Source organism: Lysinibacillus alkalisoli, assembly GCF_014643595.1.
Taxonomy (GTDB): Bacteria; Bacillota; Bacilli; order Bacillales_A; family Planococcaceae; genus Metalysinibacillus; species Metalysinibacillus alkalisoli.
This window is the reverse complement of sequence record NZ_BMJT01000001.1, coordinates 520608-544406: the sequence shown is the minus strand read 5'-3', so window position 1 is coordinate 544406 and position 23799 is coordinate 520608. Positions and strand designations below refer to the sequence as shown.

Sequence of the window (23799 nt, the reverse complement as noted above, 5' to 3'; positions counted from 1 at the left end):
TTTCATTATTTTTCACTCGCTACTGCAATTTGCTGCGCCATACGCTCTTTATCACGCGTTAAAATAGGCGCTAAATACTTACCTGTATGTGATTGTTCATGCGCTGCAATTTGCTCTGGCGTACCTGTCGCAATAATCGTACCACCTTTATCGCCACCTTCAGGCCCTAAGTCAATCACATGGTCGGCTGTTTTAATAACATCTAAATTATGCTCAATGACCAGTACGGTGTCGCCATTGTCCACTAGACGTTGCAACACAATCAATAAACGTGCAATATCATCTGCATGTAAACCTGTTGTTGGCTCATCTAAAATATAAAATGACTTACCATTAGAGCGTTTATGCAACTCTGATGCTAACTTCACACGTTGTGCTTCACCACCAGACAATGTTGTAGCAGGTTGCCCTAACTTCATATACCCTAAACCAACGTCTACTATTGTTTGTAGTTTGCGTTTAATCTTTGGAATATTTTCAAAAAACACAAGGCCATCTTCAATCGTCATCTCTAAAATATCGGCAATATTTTTATCTTTATATTTTACTTCTAATGTTTCTCTATTATAACGCTTGCCATGACACACCTCACACGGTACATAGACATCAGGTAAAAAGTGCATCTCAATTTTAATAATACCATCACCACGACAAGCCTCACAGCGTCCGCCCTTAACATTAAAACTAAAACGGCCTTTTTTGTAACCACGTACTTTAGCTTCATTCGTTTGTGCAAACACATCTCGAACATCATCAAACACGCCCGTATACGTTGCAGGGTTTGAGCGTGGGGTACGACCGATTGGAGATTGGTCTACATCAATTACTTTTTCGAGTTGTTCAATGCCTTTAATTTCTTTATAAGCACCTGGCTTTACTTTAGATCGATTTAATTTTTGTGCCAATGTTTTGTAAAGTACTTCATTAATCAATGTTGATTTTCCAGAGCCTGAAACCCCTGTAACAGCAACAAATTGCCCTATCGGAATATCTACTTTAACATTTTTTAAGTTGTTTTCTTTTGCACCAATAATGCTTAACTTACGACCATCTGCTTTTCTACGTTCTGTAGGTAGTGGAATAAACTTTTTACCACTTAAGTATTGACCTGTTAATGAATCTGGATTAGCCATCACTTCTTGTGGTGTACCAGCAGCTACAATTTGTCCACCATGCACACCCGCGCCAGGGCCAACATCAATCACATAGTCCGCGGCTAACATGGTATCTTCATCATGCTCAACTACAATTAATGTATTGCCAATGTCACGCATACTTTTTAACGTGCCAATTAAACGATCATTATCACGCTGATGCAGTCCAATCGAAGGCTCATCCAAAATATATAATACACCTGTTAAACGTGACCCGATTTGTGTCGCTAACCGAATCCGTTGCGCCTCACCACCAGATAATGTGCCTGCAGCTCGACTAAGTGTCAAATAATCAAGCCCAACATTTACTAAAAAGCTCAATCGCTCATCAATTTCACGTAAGATAAGGCGAGCAATTTGATAATCTTTTTCAGATAGTGTAAGGTCTTTGAAAAAACGAACAGCATTTACAATCGAAAACGCCGTTACCTCACCTATGTGCAAGTCATTAACTTTGACAGCTAATGACTCCTTCTTTAAGCGATAACCCTTACAGGTTGGGCAATGTTGTTGTGTCATATATTTTTCCATTTGTTCACGTACATAATCAGATGAAGTATCTTTAAAGCGGCGTGCAACATTCGTCACTACCCCTTCAAATTCAATCTGTTGGTCACGCACATTGCCAAAGTCGTTCTCATAATGGAAATGGATTTTATCGTTGCCTGAACCATATAAAATTTTATCCATCTGTTCTTTAGGCAATGTCTTAACAGGTACATCCATCGCAATATTATAATGTTGACACACAGCCGCCAACAATTGTGGGTAATACTGCGAACTTGTTGGTTCCCAAGGTGCAATGGCATGCTCGACTAATGATTTATTCCAATCCGGTATAATTAATTCTAAATCTACTTCTTGTTTTGTGCCTAACCCGTCACACGTCTGACAGGCACCAAAAGGGCTGTTGAACGAGAACATGCGTGGCTCTAACTCACCTATAGAAAAGCCGCACATAGGGCAAGCATGGTGTTCACTAAACAGTAATTCTTCCACATCCATCACATCAACAACGACGCGCCCCTCAGCCAGACGCAAAGCACTTTCTAATGAATCACTTAAGCGTGTTTCAATGCCCTCTTTCACAACAATACGGTCAACAACTACATCAATAGAGTGTTTTTTATTTTTATCTAATTCAATATTGTCATCTAAGTCTCGCAAATCACCATCAATACGCACGCGTACATAACCTTGTTTTGAAAGATCGCTTAACACTTTTACATGTGTGCCTTTTCGTCCCTTTACAATCGGGGCTAAAATTTGTAACTTAGTGCGTGCCTCGTATTGCATAATACGGTCAACCATTTGCTCAATGGTTTGAGAAGCTATTTCAATACCATGTGTAGGACAAATTGGCTTACCAACACGTGCATACAATAGACGCAGATAATCATAAATTTCTGTTACTGTACCTACAGTAGAGCGAGGGTTACGACTTGTTGTCTTTTGGTCAATGGAAATCGCTGGTGATAAACCTTCAATGGCATCCACATCTGGTTTATCCATCTGCCCCAAAAACTGGCGAGCATATGCAGATAAAGACTCTACATAACGGCGTTGCCCTTCTGCATAAATCGTATCAAATGCTAATGATGATTTACCCGACCCAGATAACCCTGTTAACACAACAAGCTCATCTCTTGGGATTGTAACTGTAATATCTTTTAGATTATGTGCTCTTGCGCCTTGCACAACAATTTCAGTATTCTTCACTTTATTCACCCTTCTGCTTGTAGCTCTAATATCGTATCTCGTAATTCTGTCGCACGTTCAAAGTCTAATACTTTAGCTGCTTCTTTCATTTCTTTTGTCAATGCCTCGATTACTTTTTCACGCTCTGCTTTCGTATACTTCTTCTGTGCCTTCTTCACCACTGTTACATCGTCTTCTGCTTGATATGTGGCACGAATTACATCTGGTATTTTCTTAATAATGGTTTGCGGTGTAATATTATGCTCCTTATTATAAGCCATTTGAATTTCGCGGCGACGCTTGGTTTCTGAGATGGCTTTCTCCATGGAGTCTGTTACTTTATCTGCATACATAATAACTTGTCCGTTCGCATTACGTGCTGCACGTCCAATCGTTTGGATTAATGACCGCTCGGAGCGCAAAAAACCTTCCTTATCAGCATCTAAAATGGTAACAAGTGAAACTTCAGGTATATCGAGACCTTCTCGTAATAAATTAATGCCTACTAATACATCATACGTACCTCGTCGTAACTCTCGAATAATCTCAATACGCTCTAACGTTTTAACTTCTGAGTGTAAATACTCCACTTTCATGCCTAGCTCTTTTAAGTAAGTCGTTAAATCTTCTGACATTTTTTTCGTTAATGTTGTAATTAACACACGTTCATTCTTTTTCGTACGCTCATGGATCTCATCGATTAAATCATCAATTTGACCTTCACTTGGGCGCACGTCAATCGTAGGGTCAAGTAAACCTGTAGGACGTATAATTTGCTCTACCATATGCGGTGTATGTTCAATTTCATAAGGCCCTGGTGTAGCTGAAACAAATATTGCCTGTCCTACCTTCTCTTCAAACTCACTAAATTGTAACGGTCTATTATCTAAGGCGGATGGCAATCTAAATCCATGCTCTACTAATACATTTTTACGTGCTTGGTCGCCATTATACATGCCTCTCACTTGAGGCAATGTTACGTGAGACTCATCAACTACTAACAAAAAATCTTTAGGGAAGTAATCTAGTAATGTATAGGGGGTTGCTCCTGCTTCTCGTAATGTTAAATGGCGTGAGTAGTTTTCAATACCTGAACAAAACCCCATCTCACGCATCATCTCTAAATCATAATTGGTGCGTTGTTCTAGACGTTGTGCTTCTAATAACTTATCATTTGCTCGCATTACTTCTAATTGTTGAGCTAATTCATCTTCGATATTAACAATGGCTTTTTTCATCTTCTCTTCACGCGTAACGAAGTGAGAAGCTGGAAAAATGGCAACATGCTCTCGCTCGACTACTACTTCGCCTGTTAAAGCATTTATTTCACGTATTCGGTCAATTTCATCACCAAAAAACTCCACACGTATGCAACGCTCGTCATGCGAAGCTTGGAAAATCTCTACAACATCACCACGCACGCGAAACGTGCCTCGTGTAAAATTAATATCATTACGCTCATATTGAATATCAACTAGCTTACGTAGTAATTGATTACGTTCAATCTCCATACCTGTACGTAAAGATAATACCAGCTCTCGATACTCCTCCGGCGAACCTAAACCATAAATACATGACACAGATGCAATAACGATTACATCATCACGCTCAAAAAGAGCTGATGTGGCAGAGTGACGTAATTTATCAATTTCATCATTGATACTAGCATCCTTCTCAATAAAAGTATCTGTTTGCGGTACATACGCTTCGGGTTGATAATAATCGTAGTAACTCACAAAATACTCCACTGCATTATTAGGGAAAAAGGATTTAAACTCGCTATACAATTGCCCTGCTAATGTTTTATTATGCGCAATGACTAGCGTTGGTTTATTTACTTCTTTAATAACATTTGATATTGTAAATGTTTTCCCTGTACCTGTTGCACCTAATAAGGTTTGATATTTTGTATCATTTTTTATACCTTCCGTTAGCTGTGCAATAGCTTGTGGTTGGTCTCCACTAGGTTGATATGCAGATTGTAAATCAAAATTCATCGCTCCATCGCCCCTTTTCTTGTAGACTCATTTTATCATAAGAAAACTGTTCATTGCGAGTTTTTAAGAATGTTTGTTCTGTTTTTATTTTTCTTTTTTCATTTTTGAGATATTTTAATTTTAGTGTGCCCAATGTCTTAGTTGTGAAAGATTTACTGATCTTTTATGATCTACTAATACGCTTTTATGCATTTATACCTTTTTCCATTTTATACGTATACTAGGCAAAAAGGAGGTATTCATTATGAAAGACACATACTTAATTTCATTCAATACATTAATGCTTTTACCCGAAACAACAGGTCATCGAACACGCACTAAAATAATTGACCGCCAACAAAATATCATTATTAATCGCAAGCCCATGTATGTGATTCGAAAAACTTGTTTAACATTAGGGCTTTCTTATGAAATGACACGAAAAAATGCAAAAAACTTCTTTGGTAATCAGCATAAATTACCCATTGTTGTATCACATGATTATGGTGTACCTTGCGTATTCTTCCCTACATTTTCTCCTACTGCTGAAGGTAATGTATGGATTGGGTTACATGCTGTCAAACGCATTGACCCTACAGAAGTTAATTGTACTGTCACTTTAATTAATAATGAGGTTGTACCTCTCGAAGCAAGTTTTGTCACTGTGCTCAAACAATTTGCCAATGCCAATTTACTCTATCGTCATTTTAAAAGAGAACGTGCTGCTATTTTACATGATAGTGTATTTTAAAATAACAAACACGATTTCTCCATAAGGAAAAATCGTGTTTTAATCTGCTTAATTCATTTGTGATCGTAAATACGCATGGATGAAGGCATCTAACTCGCCATCCATGACGGCGCCAATATTACCTGTCTCTTCATTTGTACGGTGATCTTTAACCATAGAATAGGGATGGAACACATACGAACGAATTTGACTACCCCAACCAATTTCTTTTTGCTCACCACGAATATCATCTAACGCAGCTTGTTGTTTTTCTAATTCTACTTGGTATAACTTTGCTTTTAACATATTCATTGCTTTTTCACGGTTTTTGATTTGTGAACGCTCTGCTTGACATTGTACCACAATACCTGTTGGCATATGTGTAATACGTACAGCCGAATCTGTTGTATTAACGTGCTGCCCACCTGCACCTGTAGAACGATACGTATCAATTTTCAAATCTTCTGAACGCACTTCAATTTCCACATCATCAGTGAACTCTGGCATTACGTCACAAGACACAAACGATGTATGACGGCGACCTGATGAGTCAAACGGCGAAATACGCACTAAACGATGTACGCCTTTTTCTGCTTTTAAATAACCATAGGCATTATGCCCTTTAATGCCTAATGTAACCGATTTAATACCAGCTTCGTCCCCTGGCAAATAATCAATCGTTTCTACTTTAAAACCATGATGCTCTGCCCATCTCGTGTACATACGTAGCAATAGTGAGCCCCAGTCTTGTGATTCGGTACCACCTGCACCTGGGTGTAATTCTAAAATGGCATTATTAGCATCGTATGGTCCGCTTAATAACATTTGTAATTCAAAGTCTGCCATCTGCTTTTTAAAATCAACGACTTCATCGCCTAATTCTTCTTGTAACTCCACATCTGGCTCTTCACGTAACAACTCCAATGTCATATCAATATTGTCATACGTATCCACTAACTCTTGATATTGATTAACAATGGCTTTTAACGCATTTGATTCATTGATGACTGTTTGAGCACCTTGTTGGTCATCCCAAAAACCAGGCTCTAACATCATCTCATCTAACTCCATAATACGTGCCTCTTTGTTTTCTAAGTCAAAGAGACCCCCTAAAGTCCGCCAATTTTTTGGCTGTATTGTCTAACGTATTACGTACTTCTGCTAATTCCATCATATGATAATTCCTCCACGTAGTTAAAATTGCTATCCTTTCATTATAAACGATAGCTTGTCAATCTCCAACTACTTTATATGAGTATTTCTCTCTCACTTATTTTTCGTTATGCTAAAAAATCCAGATGATACGATATCATCTGGATTTTTGACAATGTTACACTGCCCCGTGACAGTTTTTATATTTTTTACCGCTTCCACATGGACAAGGGTCATTACGGCCAACATCATCTTTCTTACGAATCGGTTGTTTTTTAGCGCCGCCGCCTTCTTCCTCTTTTGGGTTAACAGCTTGGCCTTTAGCCACTTCTTCTCGTTCAAGATTCGATTGAATCTCCGCCTTCATAGCATATTTCGCTACGTCTTCACGTACGGAAGCCATCATATCTTCAAACATATGGAAACCTTCTTGTTGATATTCACGCAATGGATCATTTTGCCCATAGGCACGTAAATGAATACCTTGACGAAGTTGGTCCATAGCATCAATATGGTCAATCCATTTTGTATCAATAGAGCGAAGTAAAATAACTTTCTCAAACTCACGCATACGCTCAGCAGTCATTTCTTCTTCCTTACGATCATAACGTTCTTTTACTTTTTCTAAAATAAGCGCAACCATTTCTTCTGGTGTCTTATTCGTAAGTTGCTGTTCTTCAAGCGCACCTTCTTCAAATAAATTATTCACCATATAATCTGTGATGGCTTTAATATTCCACTCATCTTTGTTTTCGGATTGTGTATATAATGCCACTGTATCTTCTACCACTTGATTAATCATAGTTTCTACTAATTCACGCATATTCTCAGACTCTAAAATCGCATAACGCTCACCATAAATCACTTCACGTTGTTGACGTAACACATCGTCATATTGTAGCAATCGCTTACGTGCATCAAAGTTATTACCTTCAACACGTTTTTGTGCTGACTCTACAGCACGAGAGACAATTTTAGATTGTAGTGGTTGTGTATCATCCATACCTAATTTTGTCATCATATTCTTCATATTTTCAGAGCCAAAACGGCGCATTAAATCATCTTCTAATGATAAATAAAACTGTGTGACACCAGGGTTACCTTGACGTCCCGAACGACCACGCAACTGATTATCAATACGGCGGGATTCATGACGCTCTGTCCCAATAACAGCAAGACCACCTAGCTCTAATACACCTTCACCTGGTTTAATATCCGTACCACGACCTGCCATGTTAGTAGCAATGGTTACAGCACCCTTTTCACCAGCATTTGCAATGATCTCTGCTTCACGTTCATGATTTTTCGCATTTAATACATTATGTGGAATTTTATGACGCACTAATAATTGCGAAATAATTTCTGAAGTCTCAATCGCCACTGTCCCTACTAATACAGGTTGCCCATTGCGGTGACGCTCTGCAATGTCAGCTGCTGCTGCTTCATACTTACCAGCCATAGAAGCAAAGATTAAATCCGCACGGTCATCACGTGCAATTGGCTTATTAGTAGGGATCGCAATAACATTCATATTATAAATATTACGGAATTCTTCTTCCTCTGTTTTCGCTGTACCCGTCATACCTGATAACTTCTCATACATACGGAAGTAGTTTTGGAATGTGATAGTAGCCATTGTCATAGATTCATTTTGAATATCTACGCCCTCTTTAGCCTCAATCGCCTGATGTAAACCATCTGAATAGCGGCGGCCTTTCATTAAACGCCCCGTAAAGCCATCAACAATGACAATTTCGCCATCTTGAACCACATAGTCAACATCTAGATGCATACTTACCTGTGCTTTTAATGATTGATTAATCGCATGTAATAATCGCACATGGGTTAAGTCAAAGAGATTATCAATCCCAAACGCCTTTTCAGCTTTCTCAATCCCTGCTTCTGTTAATGTTACACCCTTGGTTTCTTCCTCATATGTGTAGTCTTCCTCATTTTTTAAAATGCGTACAAATGCGTTAGACTGCTTATATAATTGTACAGACTTGGCTGCTTGCCCTGAAATAATTAACGGCGTACGTGCCTCATCAATTAAAATGGAGTCAACCTCATCAATTACCGCAAAATAAAGCGGACGCTGTACACGTTCCTCTTTATAAAGCACCATATTATCACGTAAGTAGTCAAATCCTAACTCATTATTCGTACTATAGGTGATATCAGCAGCATATGCTTCACGCTTCTCATCTTTACTTAAGCTGTTTAAGTTTAAGCCAACAGATAAACCTAAAAATTCGTATAATTCGCCCATTTCTGTAGCATCACGGCTAGCTAAGTATTCATTGACGGTTACAACGTGCACACCTTTACCCGTAATCGCATTCAAATACACAGCTAATGTAGAAGTTAATGTTTTACCTTCACCTGTTTTCATCTCGGCAATATTACCTTCATCTAGTGTGGCTGCCCCCATAATTTGTACACGGAATGGATACATGCCTAAAACGCGTCGAGATGCTTCACGACAAACCGCAAATGCCTCCACACGAATATTATCTAAATGCTCACCATCTTTGTAGCGTTGTCTGAATTCTTCTGTTTTCTGTTTTAATGCTTCATCTGACAATTTCTCTATATCAGACGCCATCGCATCTACTGCATCAGCTACTTTATTTAACTTTTTTAGTTCTTTTTTATTTAAATCAAACATTTTATTTAAAAGGTTTAACATGCGTCGTCACTTCCTATTTAGTCTCACTTTTCATTCTACCATTTACGTTAGCATTGGCGCAAATTGTCACCACATGTAAAAAGTACGCTATCCTCTTTATATCACATATGCCATTTAATACAAATAAATAATAAACAAAGAGGCTAACACATCGTAAAAAAATACAGCTGAAAACTAGTTCAGCTGTACGGCAATAATTATTCGATACCTACATTAGGGATTTCACCAACAGGTTGCATCGTATGATACGTACGCACTAAAAAACTTGCCATTTGCGCACGATTCACAGGATTACCTGGTTTAAAGTAACCATTTACAGGTTTTGTAATTTCTAACGACGCTAAAATTTGTGTATAATGTTTGGTTTCAGCGTCTTGTACATCATGCAAGATAATGGTTTCATTTCCAGCCTCTAAATCAAAAGACTCGACTAACACTTTAGCCATTTGTTTTCTTGTCAATACACCATTCGGATTTAAGTAAGGATTAGTAAAAGCACCAATATCTTTTACAATAAGTGAAGCGTAAAAGAGTTCTTGTTGTGATGCTGTACCTGCTCTAAAAGAAATAGGCACATCAACAAATGGTGTTTTATTTGCCATTAAATGATGTAAGTCTACATATTGTCTTAAATGTTCGATAGATGAGCCACCCGCAATCGCTCGGGCAATCGTTAATGTAGCATGACTACGCTTTAACTGCTGTGTAGGATTAAAACTTTGTCCATCTTTAAAATACCCAATCTCAACTGCTTTATGTATTTCACTTTGTGTATCTTTATGTAAATTTTGTATATCTGTAAAACTTGCTGCTTGTACATTAACAGCCCCAAACCATAATGCTGACGCTAGTAGTGCTACTTTACTCATACGTTTCATTACATAACCACCTTATACCTTTTACCCTATTATAATATACATATACCTAAAAAATAAGAGGTACATATACCTAGATATATGTACCTCTCTCATTTAATTTGTTTCAATCAAACCGTATTTTCCATTTTTACGTTTATATACAATATTAGTGCCATCCGTTTCAGCATCTGTATAAATAAAGAAATCATGGCCTAATAAATTCATTTGCAAAATGGCTTCTTCTTCGTCCATCGGTTTTAAATCAAATTGTTTTGTGCGTACGACTTCATACTCTTCATCAGCATTGGTTGCTGGCTCTGTTTCAGTATTGGCAAAATAAATGCCTACGCCCTCACGCTCTCGGAATTTACGATTTACTTTCGTTTTATGCTTGCGAATTTGTCGCTCTAATTTATCAACAATTAAATCAACAGCTGCATACATATCAGCATGGCGCTCTTCAGCACGCAATGTTAGGTTTTTCATCGGGATAGTAATCTCGACCTTTGTTTGTTTATCACTATAAACTTTCAAGTTTACGTGAACAGTTGCATCTAAGTCTTCATTGAAATAGCGCTCAATTTTTTCGACTTTATTTTCAACATACTCACGAATAGCTGGTGTTACTTCAAGATTTTCTCCACGAATGTTAAAGTTTAGCATGTAAACTCCTCCTTTAATAACAACTTACTTACTTTATTCTATACGATATGTAAAATTCCTTCTTAATTTATTAATTTTTTTAAAATTTATGCCTTACTTCGTAAAACTTCTTTACGACGTCTTGATTTTAAGTCATCAATTATTTTACCTTCTACTTCTGCCTGTTCATGAAAGTATAATCCTAATTGCTGACCACCGCCGTAAGATTTATACCAACGTATTTCAGCATAACCTTTAATCATATTCGCATCAATGCGAAAGTTTGACTCGAGTTGCACTTGTCTAATTTCTGTCTCTGTTAATTGTAAATCCGATACTACTTTCATACCTTGTGGGCTAATATCTACAATATGCCCTTTCCACTCCTTATGATTTAAGTGCTCTAACTCTGATACTAGTACACCACTTATCACAACGATCTCTGGAAAAGTATAACGAAAACTTTCATTTCTGCGATAAACCATTGAAATCCCCCTCTCAATAGAATAAGGGATAAGGTGAGATGTATTAACATCTATTACCTTATCCCTATCATTATAACCTATTTTTTACCATCATAATACATACCGTCTAAAGTTCTCACAGAATCGTAAGGATTCGCATATTGCGCTTCACTTTTCCTTGACTTCTTTAAGTTTAAGATATCTTGTTTCACAGTATCCATCACCTTATCTAAGCGTTGTTGAATACCTTGATCTAATTCGATAAGATGTGGCAATAATTGATGACCTTCTAAATCTTCTTTTGAAAGCTGACTTAAAAGCTCGCCTCGTTGGTCTAGCAATTCATTAATGCGTTCAATATAAGCATCACGTGCTTCACCACTTGGGACTGTAGTTAAATGATTGAATAATGTGGCTGATGTCGCTAATAAACTTTTAATATCAGCTTGTTGCGTGGTCATACTTGATCTCCTTGTACAGCAGGTTGCTGTTGGCGATTTAAGCGTATAACCTCTTTCCATGTATCACGAAACTCTGTGACTAGCCCCATAACTTCATCAATCATAGCGATATCGTTCTTCATATTAGCCTCAATTAAACGGTGATTCATATATTCATAGAGCGTTAGCATTTCTTTAGAGATCGCAATATCCATATTCAAAGTTAACATAAGCTCTTTAATAATCGCTTGTGCTTTTTGCAAATTATTATTCTTTTCTTGAATATCTTCATTCTCTATCGCCTTTTTGCTAAGTGTTAAAAACTTGAGACAACCATTGTATAACATTAATGTTAATTCCCCTGGTGATGCAGTTGTTACGCTATTTTGTTTGTATGCGTTATGTGCTGACATTTGTGCTGTCAATGACGACAACTCCTTTTCGTGACTTTTATACTAATTATATGATTATTGACCAAACTGTGCAAACATACCTGCTTGTTCATTAGCTTTTTGAATCGCTTGCTCCATCGCAGAGAACTGTTTCCAATAACGCGCTTCAATATCTTTCAACTTTACTTGCAGAGCCTTAATACGATCATCTGTCTCATTAATCTTCTTGCCTAATGTAAAAGTATTATTCACAGCACTTTCATTACCAGCTTTTTTCTCAATTTCAGTAGACATCACTCTCATAGAATCTCTTAAACGCCATGCGATACCACGTGTACTTTCAATTACTTTTCCATTATCGTCTTTTTCACCAGTCGATGCAAAAAGTCGATGCACTTGATTTGCATCTTTCGTTAATGCCTCTTCTAACTTTGCTTTATCTTTAATAATTAATTTTCCGCCATCTTTCAGTTTATCCGATGTCGTTATACCAATCTTAGCCAATGAATTCATTGTTTCATCACTTAATCCATCCATTGGTGTCATTAATGACATACGCATTTGTGACATACCGTCTCGAACAATTTGATCGTTACGTAACATACCACTTTTTGCTTTCTCATCCCATAGCTTTTGTTCACTTTCTGACATATCTTTACGTTGTTCTGCTGTTAATGGAGGGAAATCGCGATATTTTGTTTCTTTTAATTGATTATTAAAGCTATCAATCATTTCATTATATTTATCGATAAACTCCGTAATCTGTTCCATTGCTGCTTTGGTATCAGATGTAGCAGTCATTGTAACAGGCGCTACTGTAGTTCCTGTGATAGGATTTGCATTTTTAAAATTCTCTGCTTCATCTTTTTCAATTTTCAGAGCCTCTACTTTAAGTTTTGCTGAGTCTAACTCTGTCTCTGCTACTTTTGCTTCTTCCTCTGCCATTACTGAAGTTTGCTGTTTAGCATAAATATCTTGGAATTGTGCTAAATCATCACTATGTGTAGCAAATCTTTCTACATCTGCTACATCCATAGCCATTAGCTTTGTTTTTGTATCACTGTCTGGCAAAGCTTCTAAAGCAGTTGCTAATTCCGTATCCGATTTTCCTTTTAAACTTGTTAATGTAGCAATATCATCAGATGTTAAAGATTTTAATGCGGATTTATCCATTGCTAAATAATCACCTTCTAAAGATGAGTTATTTTGAAATTTGTTATCATAAGCTTCTGTAAATGCTTGAGCAGCACTAATTAACGCATTATTTTTATGATTAAAAGCATCTGTAAATGCTACTACATCTTCTTCTGCTTTTGTTAATTTGTTAACAGCATCTTGAAAACTTTTATTTGCCACTTCACCTGCATTAAATGTTTGTTTAAGGGTTAATTCATAACCAGAAATAGTAAATGTATTAGAAGAGCGTTCTGTTTGTATGCCGTTTACTTCAAATTTAGCATTCTGTCCATTATTAGATAATACGCTATCACTAAAACCTAATTTTTGAAACACACTGTTATTACTCTCATCAATAATCTCGCCTGCACCATCTTGGACTTTACCTGTATACTTAGCAGTTACCGAAAGTTTACCATTTTCAAAAATAGCAGTAACACCTGCGTTACTCTCATTTATCTTTTTGACAAGATCATCTACAGTATGTTTATTTGGATCAAAAGTAATTTCCGTTGCTTCTTCTGCTAAATTTCCGTCAGCATTGATTGCACGTAAACTTATAGAACTCCCCATACTGCTGTCTATATCTTTTAATAAAGTACTACCTGAATAACCTGTTTGCGCACCAACATTTTGTGACGCCTTTGCTAATTGTGAAACACCACCAATTGTAATATTACCTGTTGCTCCTGCATTAGCTTTAACACTTACTAAATCACTATTTGTCGATGTCCCTATTTTTTGATTCATTTTACCTGAAAGAATAATATCATCAAACAAATAATTACTAAATGTTGTAAGTTGTGTATTTACTCCTCTGTATGCATCACGTTGCCATTCATATGTTTGTTTCTTCTGGAATGTTTTATCTAAGGGAACACGTTCCGCTTGCATTAACTTTTCTACTAAAGCATCAATGTCCATACCTGATGCTAATCCACCTACACGCATAACCATAATTGGTTACCTCCTTATATCGAATTAAATTTTTTCGTCAACAATCATTCCCACTAATTTTTGCATTTCATAAAAAGCATTTAATAACTTCTCTGGTGGGATTTCTTTAACTACTTCGTCCGTTTGTGCGTCTACTACTTGCACATAATAACGATCTAACCCTTCGTGTAAACGAAACTTTGATGCTGTTGGTGCTGGCATATGTTCTTTCATAAATTCATTTAATGAATCGACGGCATCTTGTAATTTTTCTTTATTTTCAGCTGTTTTACTAATACCCTCAGCTGCCTGTGCATTGGTTGCCTCTGTAATCGTTGGACGATCTACTACTTTTGGTTTACTTGCCTGTTGTGTTGCTTGTCGTTGTGCATTTGTTGCCGTGTTTGTTGAAGCTATGTTTTGATTGGCACTTGACACGCTTGCCGTCATATCCGTTGACGACGCTTGCGATGAAATACGCATGTTCGTTACCCCCTACATCCTTGTATTATATAGTTCTATATATGTAATATCGGTTGTTGGTATCAAACTTCCACACTAATTACAGAAATTAATTAAAAAGCCAAAGAGCCTAGATATCCCTTTTATAAATATTATTTGTATTTGAGATAATGTAGCAATGATTTGATAAATTACTCTTGTAATCTAGCACTTAAATAATGCATTTCATAAAAAATCCATACTTTACCATCCATCAATATCTACTATTTATAAATAATGTATTTGAAAGTCAGTAAAAAATATACATTTCTAATACATAAGAATAGGCAAGATTTCTTTTTATATTTTTAAAATGATCAACTTAATATTTAAGTATTAATTGATTTAATTCTTAATATTTTTTATATTATTCATCTTTCAAAACAAATCATTTTTAAGTTTAGTCTAAAAAACCAATTGTTCCTCGATAACAGATAGTTGATTTACTTTAAAACTCAATTTAAATTACTCTTTACTTAAAAAACGACATCAATTACCAAACGTTTAAACCACCATCAATCATAATATTATGACCTGTGACATAACTAGAAGCATCTGAGGCTAAATAAATTAAAGCACCAACCATCTCTTCTGGTTGCGCCATCCGTTGAAGCGGAATTCGGTTACTATAATTTTGTTTAAAGATATCATTTTGCCCACTCTCAACACCACCAGGCGTAATAGTATTAACTCGAATACCATCCTTAGCCCAGTAAGTCGCTAAATATTTAGTTAGACCAATAACTCCCGATTTCGAAGCTGAATAAATTGCAGGTGTGTTTATTTGACGATCTAAATAATGAGATCCTTCATAGATACGGTTATCAGGCCCCATTACCCCATAAATTGATGCAGTTTGAATAATAGAACCACCTTTTCTCTGGTCTTTCATTATTTTCCCAACATACTTCGCCATCAAGAACATGCCATCTAAATTTGTAGCCATAATTTCTTTCCATTGAGCTAAAGAATATTCTTCAAATGGCGCAAAAAATGCTGCCAAATCACTTGATTTCCCTGCAGCATTATTATGTAAAATGTGAATTTCTCCGTAGTATTTTTGAATATCATTAACAGCTTTTAGTACAGATTCTTCCTTTGTTAAATCACAAAAGAAAGCTTTGGCGTTCGTATTTGTTTTCTCATTAATAAACCGAGCTAGTTCTCCAGCTTTCTCCATATCAATATCGACAATTGCTACATTCGCTCCTGCATCTGCTAATCCTTTACAAAAATGTTGTCCTAATATACCTGCACCACCAGTTACAATTGCATTTTTATCACTTAAATTAAATTTATTTAAGTATTCCATCATAGTTCTCCTCGCTTAGTCGCTAAAAATTCTACAAAATCAAAATCTAATGGTGAATCAATATCTATAGAACGTTCTTCTGGCATTTCATATAAAGCGGTTTTAGGTAGAATCACTTTATCTTCTTCTAATAACACTTCTCTGCGCCATATATAAATTGACGCATTCATATCATAGCACTTAGGTGAGTCTTGCCTTCTTGCAATAGATGTTGATAATTCTTTAGATAACTCAACATATCCCTCGGTGTTTAGTTCTACTAAGTTAAAATAAGGGCTTCTTCTTGCTGGAGCACCTGTAATCACATTTGTAATTTTATTATCATTTTCTAACATATTAACAGCGCCATGAATATCTCTTACATTACGTAAAGGTGATGTTGCATCTAAATCAACATGTATATGAAATGTTTGTCCTGTTTGTTGTTCTGCTGTTTTTAATGCATGACGAATGACAGGTAATTTTGCTGCTTGATCTGTTGCTAATTCATCAGGCCTTTTTATTAAAATATCAGCACCCCATGCTTTCGCAACAGATAATATTTCTTCACTATCACTACTCACTGCTACATAGTTAAATAACCCGCTCTTCTTTGCTTGAATGATAGTATGTGCAATTAGTGGTTTTCCTAATAATAGTTTAATATTTTTATTAACTACTCCTTTAGAGCCACCCCGAGCGCATATTGTGCACAATCTATTCATTAAATATCGTCACCTTTTCTATAGAAGCTTGTTCTATTTTATCGATCATTTTATTTGTATATAGTCCTTCGTTATAGTTACAGACAATTGTATAGTCTTTTTTCAATAATGCTGTATGTTGTAAAAAATATGTATCATTTCGTTTACTTTTAAAACTAATTACTTGCTCATTATGCACGATTGTATTATTAATGTAGTCAGCAATATAAGTACTAGTAGTAGTATTAACAATTATTTTACGCTGATGAATATGATCTAAGTAATTAAGTGTTAGTTGTACTAAGCTACCTTCTCTATTCCTATATTGTAAAAGCACATGATCATCACTAGTTATTTTTAAGTTCGTAACCTTTTCTACCAAAGCTTGTAAAGAATACCATTCACCAAATAAATAATGATATAAATCTAACTCATGACTTAAATCTCTTAATGCTCCGCCACCATTAGCTTTACTTGCTGAATAGCTAGCCGAGTAGTCTGTATTTGGGCGCCATGAAGGCAGATATTGTCCAACATAACCTTGTATAGAAATAATATTCTCTTTCTCAATACTATTTTTTAAATACTGAGTAATGGGATGGAACCGTAAATTGTAACCTACATAAATTTCAAAATCATAAATAGCTTCGCAATATGTAGCATACAATGGTTTTTCTACTAATACTGCACAACTACATCCTAGTTGTTGTAATTTATCAAGCGTGTGCTTATGTTCATTTGTTTTATTAGCAATTACAATATAGTCGTACGTTTGTTCAGCGAAGGCAATTTCTAAAGTTGGATAACATAAAATATCTTTATTTAATTGCTTGCTGACTATAAAAACATTGCATTTTAAACTTTGCAATATTTCCACATGGCGTTTTCCTATAGAGCCATAACCAATTACTAGTACATTCATATCGTCATTCCTTTTCTTTATACTTTAATTGTGCCCGTTCATAGTCCTTTAATTGCCCTATATCCATCCAATACTCGCGGATAGGAAATGCCGAGACATCTTTTTGCTGTTGAATTAAGCAATTAAACAACTCTGGCATATCATAATATTGATTTTTAGGTATGTAAGTCAAAGCTTCAGGCTCTAATACATAAATCCCTGCATTTACAAAATGTTTTTGCACAGGTTTCTCTACTATAGAAGCCAATTTATGTTCGTTGACTTCAATTACGCCATAAGGCACTTGATACTCATACTCCCGTACACACATGGTTGCGGTTGCTTGATTAACTAGATGAAAGTCTAATAATTGCTCAAAATTAGTATTCGTTAATAAATCACCATTCATGACAAAAAAAGCTTCATCTATATCCTCTTTTATTAAAGAAAGTGCACCTGCTGTGCCTAATCGTTCAGTTTCTTCTATATATGTAATCGTAACACCAAAACTTCTACCATCTTGAAAATAATTTTTAATAATTTCTTTTTTATAATTAACGGAAAGTATAAAGTTGACAAAGCCAAAAGATTTAAAGTGCATAATAATATTTTCTAAGATTGGTTTACCACCAATTGGCAACATGGGCTTGGGTAAATCATTCGTAAGTGGGCGTAGCCTTGTACCTAACCCCCCAACCATTAAGACGATAGTGTTAGATCTACGTTTTGTAGAAATGATATTCTCATAAAATAGTACGTCTCTTACAACCTTATCTGTATCTACTAATGGTAATTGCTTTACATTATGTTGTTGCATGAATAAACGATGTTCTTCCATAGTTCGTTTTGAAAATCCATATATGGGGTTTGGATTCATCACCTCACTAATAGGGATATTTAATGGCAAACCCCTTAATATAGCTCGTCTAATATCACCATCTGTTACTGTACCTTGTAATTTATTCTCCTCATTGACTACCACAATAAATTGTTTGGCTGATTGATCTAATATCTTCATTGTATCCATCAAAGTCGTTTCATTCGTTACTAGAATATCATTCATTTCAACACCTCTTTTGCTGGGACACCGACCACAGTGGCGTTTGCTACAACATCTTTTGTTACTACAGCACCTGCACCCACCGTTGCTTTTCCACCTATAATAATACCTTGAATAACTGTAGATGCTGTACCTAAATGTGCAGCTTCCTTAATTATGACATTGCCAGAACATATGACACCAGGTGCAATATGGACATGGGATTCAACAATGCAATCATGGTCAAGTTGCGCACCTGTGTTAATAATGCTATTCTCACCTATTTTAACATTCGGCTGTAAAATTACCCCTGCCATAATTTGAGCACCAGATGCTATTTTTACATTATTAGCAATAATCGCTGTAGGATGGATTAAAGTCGTGAAGTTATACCCTTTCCCCTTAAGGTTCGCGTATATTTTTCTCCTTATATCACTTGCTTTCACAGTACCTATACCTAATACCAATTCAATACTTTTACAATTGTATTTAAAGATTTCTTCATCATTCCCAAGGTATTTTAGTACATTTTTACTCGGATTCGGAGCTGTGTATCCTATAATTTCCCTATCATTTAGTTGTAACATTTCAATTAATACAGAAGCATGTCCACCATTCCCAATAATAATTACTGGCTTATTCATAAATCAGTGTATCCTCTTCAAAATCTGCTACTGCTTCTGTTCCTAATAAGCGCCACCATTCAGAAGGGGCAATCCCATTCCCTGGGCGCTTAACAGTCATATTATTAACAGTTAAACATTCTCCTTTTTTTATAGCCCTTTTTGCTACAATACTTTTACGAGTAGCAAGTTTATTAGCCAGCTCCGTTTGAGTTGGTTCCTTAAATACTGTACCTAGCAATTGTTCCATTAAACGAATTTGCTTTACAAGAGTTATTAACTCACTAGGTACTAAAGAAGCTTTATGGTCTGGGCCTGAAAGTCCGGTGCTTATTGTGAAATGCTTTTCAATAACTGTAGCACCTAACCCTACTGCACCTATACTTGCCATGATCCCTTGTGAATGATCTGAAAAGCCCACACTTATATTATAGTTTTCCTGTAAAGTAGTAATGGCATTTAAGTTAACTTCTTCATTTGGAGTGGGATAAGCCGTTGTACAGTGTAATAAAGTAACATATTCCTTTAATAAATCTTTAGCAACTTGAGTTTGATAAAATTGTTTGCTATTTTCTTTTGTGACATATTGCTTATTAGCTAAACCATAAGCAATAAAACCTAATGCTTCCTCGATCTCATCTAACGTCCCCATGCCAGTTGATAAAATCATAGGTTTACGATACTTAGCAAGTTCATAAATAAATGGGCTATTAGTTAATTCACCTGAAGGGATTTTTATTGAAGTCATTTTTAAATCTTCTACTAAAAACTGCGCACTCTCTTCATCAAACGGTGTAGATAAAAAATCAATTTCTTTTTTATCACAATATTGTTTTAGCTCAAAAAATGCTTCATGACTTAACTCTAATTGCTTTAACATGTCATATTGCGAAGTCTCTTGTCCCATATTTTGTTCTTGGTAAGTTGCTTGTTTTGCATCTTTAGTTACTAAATTTTCAGCTTTAAATGTTTGAAACTTTACAGCATCAGCCCCAGCTTCTTTTGCAATATCAATTAAAACTTTTGCTAAATCGAGCGAACCATTATGATTTACGCCCGCTTCAGCAATAATATATGTGCTCATAAATCATAAAACTCCTTTACAGTAGGTAGTTTTTCTTCTTTTAATATCGTAAGTATTTGTTTTGAAGTGTCTCCCTCTCCAAAAATGTACTCATAGCCATCATTATAAGAAAGAGCGTCTTTAATAGCTTGCTCTATACTTTGCTCATTTAATTTGCAGTGAATAACTGACTTTGGACACTCTCTTCCTAACTGTCTCTCACCAATATTAACAGTAGGTATATTAAAATATGGAGCTTCGATTAACCCACTAGAAGAGTTTCCTATTACAGCTGTAACATATTGTAATAAACTTAAATAATTAAGCTGCCCTAGTGAATCAAAAAAGTGGACATTATCTTGTGTTAACGCATAGTTTTCTAATTGCTTGTTTATTTCTCTGCCGCCATTATCAGCATTAGCTTTAGTTATTACAATATTATAATTTTGATATTTACGTAATCCATTACAAAGCGCTTTTAAACCTAACATAGTATTTTCAGTAGTTGTTTCAGGGTGGTAAGTCACTAAAAAAGTTGGGCACTCTTCTTTTATACGAAGTTGCTTGTAGATTTGTTGTTTAGTTAATAATGGCAAATCCTTTATGTTCTCTATGCCTAGAGCGCCTACATTAAATACTGAACTAGGTTGCTCTCCTAACTGAATCACTCGTCTTTGATGTTGATTTGAACTCACAAAATGCCAATTTGCCATTTTAGTAATGCTATGACGAATTGCATCATCATAAGCACCTAACGTAACTTCTCCACCATGAATATGTGCAATAGGAATTTGCATAATTAGTGCTGTTTGAGCTACTGCTAACATTTCAAAGCGATCACCAAGTATCACAACAATATCTGATTTTAGTCGATTGAAGCTGTCTGCAAATGAAATTGTGGCAAGGCCCATTGCTTTTGCTACGCCAACACTTGTATCAGAAGACAATAACATTTCTACTTTTTCATCAATCGTAAAGCCATCTTCTTCAATTTGCTTATAGGTTAGCCCAAACTCTGGTGATAAATGCATACCTGTTACAACGAGCTGTAATTGTAGCTTATCGTCAGCTTTTATTTTATTAAGTAAGGGCTTTAGTAAGCCATACTCTGCTCTTGTACCTGTCACAACACATATCTTCCGCATTACTTTACCTCCACTGGTGAAGAAGGAATATTAATAATACGCTTCTTCAAATCTTCAGTCACACTTAAATCCATTGCAGGACACGTATCATAAGGCTTTAATTCATTCATTGGTGTCCAAATAGGACGTGCCATGACGCCATTATCATTCAACTCTTGTAAGACTTGATCTCGTTCATAAATAGAAGGGTCTAAAACCAATGTTTGCAGCCAATAGTTACTGTCACTATGATCTGGTTGGGTAAAGAGTTTTACGCCTTCCATACCTTTAAATAATTTTTGGTAACGCTCCGTAAGTTCTTTTTTTTGTGCTAAAAATGTTGTCATTTTTTCAAGTTGCGCACAACCTAGTGCTGCATTTAAGTTCGGCATCCGGTAATTATAACCTACCTCGTCATGTTCATAAGCCCATGTGTGAGGAACTTTAGCCGTTGTGGTTAAGTGTTTGGCGTAGTCTGCTAATGTATCGTCATTTGTTAAAATAGCACCACCACCACCTGTAGTAATAATTTTATTGCCATTAAAACTTACAGCGCTTGCCTTACCAAAGCTACCTGTCATTTTGCCTTTGTATTGTGTACCTAGCGATTCTGCTGCATCTTCTACTACTACTATATTATATTCATCACACACTATTTGTAATGTTTCAAGTTCCACAGCGTGCCCAAAAGTGTGCATTGGCACAATTGCACGAATTATTCTTCCTGTTTCTTTATTATAACAATGACCATCCTTCATGAATGATTGCTGTTTTAAATAAGTCGCTAACTTGGTAGCATCCACCCCTAATGTGTCATAAGAAACATCAATAAAATGTGGGGTAGCTTGTAAATAACTAATTGCATTAGCAGTTGCTACAAAAGTCAATGCAGGCATTAACACTTCATCATTTGGTTGCACACCACATATTTTAAGTGCAATATGTAATGCTGCTGTACCATTAACTACTGCTACTGCTCGTTTGACGCCTACATAGCTAGCTAAATCCTCTTCAAATTTTGTAACATATTTACCAACAGATGATACCCAACCAGAGCTCACACAATCTGTGATATATTCAAGCTCTTTATTTGTAAAAGTTGGTTCATGTAAAGGAATAAAATTAGGGCCATAAATCTCTTTAATTTGATTAATGATTAATGATATACTCATATATTATATTCATCTGCCTTATATTGCGCTAAATTTTTAGGGTTTGAAAACCATTCTGCCGTTTCTTGTAAACCTCGTTTAAAACCTTCTACTCCACCATATTGTGGTTCCCAATCTAATAGTTGCTTAGCTTTTTGATTATCCGCCCATAAACGGTTAACTTCACTTTTTTCTGGACGCAAACGCACTTCGTCTGTTTCAATTTCAATCTTTTTACCCATAACCTCAGCAATCATTTTAGCTGTATCTCCAATAGATACTTCATAATTAGAACCGATATTAATGACTTCACCTATTGATTTTTCCGAATTCATCACTGAGATAAAACCACTAACCGTATCCATCACATAATTAAAGTCACGCGTGGGGCTAATTGCACCTAATTTAATGTTCTCTTTGCCTGCTGCTAGTTGTGTAATAATTGTCGGTATTACTGCTCTAGCAGATTGACGTGGACCATAGGTATTAAAAGGACGAATAACTGCCACGGGCGTATCAAATGAACGATAAAATGAAAGCGCCATTTGATCTGCACCAATTTTAGAAGCGGAATAAGGTGATTGCCCTTGCAATGGATGTTCTTCATCAATAGGTACATATAAAGCCGTGCCATATACCTCACTCGTAGACGTGTGAACGACTTTTTCTACATCTAATTCACGTGCCGCTTGTACTATATTTAATGTACCTTTAATATTAGTATCCACATATGTATCTGGTGAATGATACGAGTATGGTATCGCAATTAATGCCGCTAAATTCAATACATGGCTACAACCTTGCATAGCCACCTTTATACCATGTGGATCACGGATATCGCCCGCAAATACTTCAATATTTTTTGTAATTTCTTTTGGAGACTCGTCTAGCCAGCCCCATGAATTAAATGAATTATAATTAACAAATGCTCGCACATGATAACCTTGACGAACAAGTTGCTCTGTTAAATGTGAACCTATAAAACCATCTGCACCTGTAACTAAAATTTTCTTCATTACCTTTAACGCCTCCATCTATGTATCACTATTTATTATATCGGACTTTCAATAAAAAATTATATAAAACTCTCTAGATC

21 protein-coding genes are annotated in these 23799 nt (G+C 35.9%); 1 reads left to right on the top strand and 20 read right to left on the bottom strand.

The genetic code is table 11. The features are described 5' to 3' along the window. Nucleotides 1-5 precede the first annotated feature (5 nt). Together uvrA and uvrB are read right to left on the bottom strand one after the other, a co-directional pair. On the bottom strand, nucleotides 6-2873 hold the full coding sequence (uvrA, locus tag IEW44_RS02300) for an excinuclease ABC subunit UvrA (RefSeq protein ID WP_188613400.1): 2868 nt from the start codon (nucleotides 2871-2873) through the stop codon (nucleotides 6-8). Between the two features lie 5 nt (nucleotides 2874-2878). Continuing rightward, nucleotides 2879-4849 (bottom strand): excinuclease ABC subunit UvrB, encoded by a 1971-nt coding sequence (gene uvrB, locus IEW44_RS02295; RefSeq protein WP_188613399.1) that lies wholly within the window; start codon nucleotides 4847-4849, stop codon nucleotides 2879-2881. Nucleotides 4850-5093: 244 nt separating this feature from the next. Between uvrB and IEW44_RS02290 the strand changes: the two genes are divergently transcribed. Further along, on the top strand, nucleotides 5094-5579 hold the full coding sequence (locus IEW44_RS02290) for a competence protein ComK (RefSeq protein WP_188613398.1): 486 nt from the start codon (nucleotides 5094-5096) through the stop codon (nucleotides 5577-5579). 48 nt (nucleotides 5580-5627) lie between these two features. Here the strand turns inward: IEW44_RS02290 and prfB are convergent. From prfB to IEW44_RS02200, 18 genes are all read right to left on the bottom strand, one after another. Then, a protein-coding gene (prfB, locus tag IEW44_RS02285; protein WP_188613431.1) for a peptide chain release factor 2 occupies nucleotides 5628-6729 on the bottom strand; the annotation gives its coding sequence in 2 pieces (ribosomal slippage) (nucleotides 5628-6656 and nucleotides 6658-6729; 1101 coding nt in all). 159 nt (nucleotides 6730-6888) lie between these two features. Next, entirely contained in the window at nucleotides 6889-9399 is a 2511-nt protein-coding gene (secA, locus tag IEW44_RS02280) for a preprotein translocase subunit SecA (protein ID WP_188613397.1), read from the bottom strand. Nucleotides 9400-9596: 197 nt separating this feature from the next. Further along, complete coding sequence (locus IEW44_RS02275; RefSeq protein ID WP_188613396.1) at nucleotides 9597-10277, bottom strand: S-layer homology domain-containing protein; 681 nt, start codon at nucleotides 10275-10277, stop codon at nucleotides 9597-9599. 93 nt (nucleotides 10278-10370) lie between these two features. Further along, a complete protein-coding gene (gene hpf / locus IEW44_RS02270; RefSeq protein WP_188613395.1) occupies nucleotides 10371-10919 on the bottom strand; it encodes a ribosome hibernation-promoting factor, HPF/YfiA family in 549 nt (182 codons plus the stop codon). A gap of 86 nt (nucleotides 10920-11005) precedes the next feature. Beyond that, the gene (locus IEW44_RS02265; RefSeq protein ID WP_188613394.1) at nucleotides 11006-11383 is read right to left on the bottom strand and encodes a PilZ domain-containing protein; all 378 of its coding nucleotides are present in this window, start codon (nucleotides 11381-11383) and stop codon (nucleotides 11006-11008) included. A gap of 77 nt (nucleotides 11384-11460) precedes the next feature. After that, complete coding sequence (locus IEW44_RS02260; protein WP_188613393.1) at nucleotides 11461-11823, bottom strand: flagellar protein FliT; 363 nt, start codon at nucleotides 11821-11823, stop codon at nucleotides 11461-11463. After that, nucleotides 11820-12215: a flagellar export chaperone FliS gene (fliS, locus tag IEW44_RS02255; RefSeq protein ID WP_373286121.1), complete on the bottom strand. Its 396-nt coding sequence runs from the start codon at nucleotides 12213-12215 to the stop codon at nucleotides 11820-11822. Before fliS ends, IEW44_RS02260 begins: the two co-directional genes overlap by 4 nt. Before the next feature lie 54 nt (nucleotides 12216-12269). After that, a complete protein-coding gene (fliD, locus tag IEW44_RS02250) occupies nucleotides 12270-14327 on the bottom strand; it encodes a flagellar filament capping protein FliD (RefSeq protein ID WP_188613391.1) in 2058 nt (685 codons plus the stop codon). A 24-nt stretch (nucleotides 14328-14351) separates the two neighbouring features. Then, complete coding sequence (locus IEW44_RS02245) at nucleotides 14352-14789, bottom strand: flagellar protein FlaG (protein ID WP_188613390.1); 438 nt, start codon at nucleotides 14787-14789, stop codon at nucleotides 14352-14354. A 511-nt stretch (nucleotides 14790-15300) separates the two neighbouring features. Continuing rightward, complete coding sequence (locus IEW44_RS02240; protein WP_188613389.1) at nucleotides 15301-16119, bottom strand: SDR family oxidoreductase; 819 nt, start codon at nucleotides 16117-16119, stop codon at nucleotides 15301-15303. After that, complete coding sequence (locus IEW44_RS02235; RefSeq protein ID WP_188613388.1) at nucleotides 16119-16823, bottom strand: acylneuraminate cytidylyltransferase family protein; 705 nt, start codon at nucleotides 16821-16823, stop codon at nucleotides 16119-16121. Before IEW44_RS02235 ends, IEW44_RS02240 begins: the two co-directional genes overlap by 1 nt. Beyond that, nucleotides 16816-17724: a Gfo/Idh/MocA family protein gene (locus IEW44_RS02230; RefSeq protein WP_188613387.1), complete on the bottom strand. Its 909-nt coding sequence runs from the start codon at nucleotides 17722-17724 to the stop codon at nucleotides 16816-16818. Before IEW44_RS02230 ends, IEW44_RS02235 begins: the two co-directional genes overlap by 8 nt. Before the next feature lie 4 nt (nucleotides 17725-17728). Continuing rightward, nucleotides 17729-18766: a nucleotidyltransferase family protein gene (locus IEW44_RS02225; protein ID WP_188613386.1), complete on the bottom strand. Its 1038-nt coding sequence runs from the start codon at nucleotides 18764-18766 to the stop codon at nucleotides 17729-17731. Next, a complete protein-coding gene (locus IEW44_RS02220; protein ID WP_188613385.1) occupies nucleotides 18763-19386 on the bottom strand; it encodes an acetyltransferase in 624 nt (207 codons plus the stop codon). The genes IEW44_RS02225 and IEW44_RS02220 overlap by 4 nt, the downstream gene beginning before the upstream one ends. After that, nucleotides 19379-20449 carry an N-acetylneuraminate synthase gene (neuB, locus tag IEW44_RS02215; RefSeq protein ID WP_188613384.1) on the bottom strand — a complete coding sequence of 357 codons (1071 nt, stop codon included), beginning with the start codon at nucleotides 20447-20449 and terminating at the stop codon, nucleotides 19379-19381. Before neuB ends, IEW44_RS02220 begins: the two co-directional genes overlap by 8 nt. Continuing rightward, on the bottom strand, nucleotides 20446-21573 hold the full coding sequence (neuC, locus tag IEW44_RS02210; protein ID WP_188613383.1) for a UDP-N-acetylglucosamine 2-epimerase: 1128 nt from the start codon (nucleotides 21571-21573) through the stop codon (nucleotides 20446-20448). The genes neuB and neuC overlap by 4 nt, the downstream gene beginning before the upstream one ends. Further along, the gene (locus tag IEW44_RS02205) at nucleotides 21573-22724 is read right to left on the bottom strand and encodes a LegC family aminotransferase (RefSeq protein WP_188613382.1); all 1152 of its coding nucleotides are present in this window, start codon (nucleotides 22722-22724) and stop codon (nucleotides 21573-21575) included. Before IEW44_RS02205 ends, neuC begins: the two co-directional genes overlap by 1 nt. Beyond that, the gene (locus IEW44_RS02200) at nucleotides 22721-23719 is read right to left on the bottom strand and encodes an NAD-dependent 4,6-dehydratase LegB (protein ID WP_188613381.1); all 999 of its coding nucleotides are present in this window, start codon (nucleotides 23717-23719) and stop codon (nucleotides 22721-22723) included. Before IEW44_RS02200 ends, IEW44_RS02205 begins: the two co-directional genes overlap by 4 nt. Between the last annotated feature and the right edge of the window lie 80 nt (nucleotides 23720-23799).

What these genes read in the sequence shown, in the direction of transcription:
- hpf (WP_188613395.1), bottom strand. Translation starts at nt 10,919, where the DNA reads ATGCTAAACTTTAACATTCGTGGAGAAAATCTTGAAGTAACACCAGCT.
- secA (WP_188613397.1), bottom strand. Translation starts at nt 9,399, where the DNA reads ATGTTAAACCTTTTAAATAAAATGTTTGATTTAAATAAAAAAGAACTA.
- IEW44_RS02220 (WP_188613385.1), bottom strand. Translation starts at nt 19,386, where the DNA reads ATGAATAAGCCAGTAATTATTATTGGGAATGGTGGACATGCTTCTGTA.
- IEW44_RS02275 (WP_188613396.1), bottom strand. Translation starts at nt 10,277, where the DNA reads ATGAAACGTATGAGTAAAGTAGCACTACTAGCGTCAGCATTATGGTTT.
- IEW44_RS02235 (WP_188613388.1), bottom strand. Translation starts at nt 16,823, where the DNA reads ATGAATAGATTGTGCACAATATGCGCTCGGGGTGGCTCTAAAGGAGTA.
- IEW44_RS02245 (WP_188613390.1), bottom strand. Translation starts at nt 14,789, where the DNA reads ATGCGTATTTCATCGCAAGCGTCGTCAACGGATATGACGGCAAGCGTG.
- IEW44_RS02205 (WP_188613382.1), bottom strand. Translation starts at nt 22,724, where the DNA reads ATGAGTATATCATTAATCATTAATCAAATTAAAGAGATTTATGGCCCT.
- IEW44_RS02225 (WP_188613386.1), bottom strand. Translation starts at nt 18,766, where the DNA reads ATGAATGATATTCTAGTAACGAATGAAACGACTTTGATGGATACAATG.
- uvrB (WP_188613399.1), bottom strand. Translation starts at nt 4,849, where the DNA reads ATGAATTTTGATTTACAATCTGCATATCAACCTAGTGGAGACCAACCA.
- IEW44_RS02230 (WP_188613387.1), bottom strand. Translation starts at nt 17,724, where the DNA reads ATGAATGTACTAGTAATTGGTTATGGCTCTATAGGAAAACGCCATGTG.
- IEW44_RS02260 (WP_188613393.1), bottom strand. Translation starts at nt 11,823, where the DNA reads ATGACCACGCAACAAGCTGATATTAAAAGTTTATTAGCGACATCAGCC.
- neuC (WP_188613383.1), bottom strand. Translation starts at nt 21,573, where the DNA reads ATGCGGAAGATATGTGTTGTGACAGGTACAAGAGCAGAGTATGGCTTA.
- IEW44_RS02200 (WP_188613381.1), bottom strand. Translation starts at nt 23,719, where the DNA reads ATGAAGAAAATTTTAGTTACAGGTGCAGATGGTTTTATAGGTTCACAT.
- fliD (WP_188613391.1), bottom strand. Translation starts at nt 14,327, where the DNA reads ATGGTTATGCGTGTAGGTGGATTAGCATCAGGTATGGACATTGATGCT.
- IEW44_RS02290 (WP_188613398.1), top strand. Translation starts at nt 5,094, where the DNA reads ATGAAAGACACATACTTAATTTCATTCAATACATTAATGCTTTTACCC.
- neuB (WP_188613384.1), bottom strand. Translation starts at nt 20,449, where the DNA reads ATGAGCACATATATTATTGCTGAAGCGGGCGTAAATCATAATGGTTCG.
- fliS (WP_373286121.1), bottom strand. Translation starts at nt 12,215, where the DNA reads ATGTCAGCACATAACGCATACAAACAAAATAGCGTAACAACTGCATCA.
- IEW44_RS02265 (WP_188613394.1), bottom strand. Translation starts at nt 11,383, where the DNA reads ATGGTTTATCGCAGAAATGAAAGTTTTCGTTATACTTTTCCAGAGATC.
- IEW44_RS02240 (WP_188613389.1), bottom strand. Translation starts at nt 16,119, where the DNA reads ATGGAATACTTAAATAAATTTAATTTAAGTGATAAAAATGCAATTGTA.